This is a genomic window from Paraburkholderia rhynchosiae (assembly GCF_002879865.1).
In the GTDB taxonomy this organism is placed as follows: Bacteria; Pseudomonadota; Gammaproteobacteria; order Burkholderiales; family Burkholderiaceae; genus Paraburkholderia; species Paraburkholderia rhynchosiae.
Genome location: NZ_PNXY01000105.1, coordinates 1 through 1,235 on the forward strand (window position 1 = coordinate 1; position 1,235 = coordinate 1,235).

Annotated in this window: 1 protein-coding gene; it reads left to right on the forward strand. The window is 58.6% G+C overall.

What is annotated here, in order from left to right:
- The first annotated feature begins 637 nt into the window (after positions 1-637).
- Entirely contained in the window at positions 638-1,060 is a 423-nt protein-coding gene (locus tag C0Z16_RS36985; protein ID WP_102636848.1) for a hypothetical protein, read from the forward strand.
- Positions 1,061-1,235 lie beyond the last annotated feature (175 nt).

Sequence of the window (1,235 nt, forward strand, 5' to 3'; positions counted from 1 at the left end):
CCGTCGGCAGGGCGATACCGTTGAACGTGCCGCCGCTCAGGTCGGCCGCCGTCACGTCCGTTGCGGCAGCCGGCTGGAAATCGCCGACCCGGGCGGTAATCGACGCGGTGTATTCGTTGGTCGAATAATCGATAGGGTTGGTAAGCGCGCTGAAACCCGATTTGGTAATCCACACGGCGGGTCCGTTTCAGGGACAAGGTTACGATGCCGCCCGAGCGATCGCACAGTGCGGAGCACATTACATCGATCTCGCAGATGGCCGGCGATTTGTGTGTGACTTCTCCGACGCATTGGATGCCTCGTTCAAGGCCGCCGAGCGCACAGCATTCAGCGGCGTAAGCACGCTACCGACCCTGTCGTCGGCTGTCGTCGATGATTTGCGTCATCGTTTCGCCGAACTCTATCTTCGATTAAGATTTGTATCGCACCAGGGGAACAGGCTCCGCGCGGCAAAGCGACTTTGGCAGCGGTCTTGTCATACTGTGGCGATAACGTTCAGGTATGGCAAGGCGGCTGCTGGACATCGCAAACAGGGTGGTCAAATCCAATACGTATCCCGTTTGCGAACCTGCAGTCGCGCCTCGGAGCCTTATGCGACTTTCCAGACCTTGAGCTGTTCCCGCGACGTTATCGGGGCGTGACCAACGTCATTTTCCGTGCTGCGCTTGAAGTTGAGCTAACGCAGCGTGTGTTCGCCTTGATCGCATGGGCACGGCGTCGGCGATTAATTTCGCGTGCAAGTCTGCTGGCGCCTCTGCTGCACCGAACGCGGACGTGGCTTGATCGCTTCGGCTCCGGGCTCGGCGGCATGGTGATTCGGCTCCATGGGCTGTCCTCGCAAAGGGAGCCGCTTCATCTGGAGTGGCACCTTACCGTAGATAATAACTATGGGCCGGAAATCCCTTGCATGGCGGCGATTTTGCTGACACGAAAGCTGGTGCGTGGCGACACGTTTGCGCCTGGTGCGCAGACTAGCGAGGGCTCGCTACTCCTGCATGAGTTTGAGCCGGAATTCGCACGATGGGGCATCCAGACTGAGGTGATCGAAGGCGTTGATTGATGTTTGCATGCGGTATTGCAAAGGGCCGCTATGTAGAAACTAGGAGCTCCGCTTCACGCCCTGAGGCGGTCAGTCAAGGTTTTTCCGAGGGCATGCGCAGCCCACATCCTTGACCTTGTAGCCTCGGGCGTCGCTCATTCATGAAACGGCGGATGTCGAAGAAACGTCGTGCGCT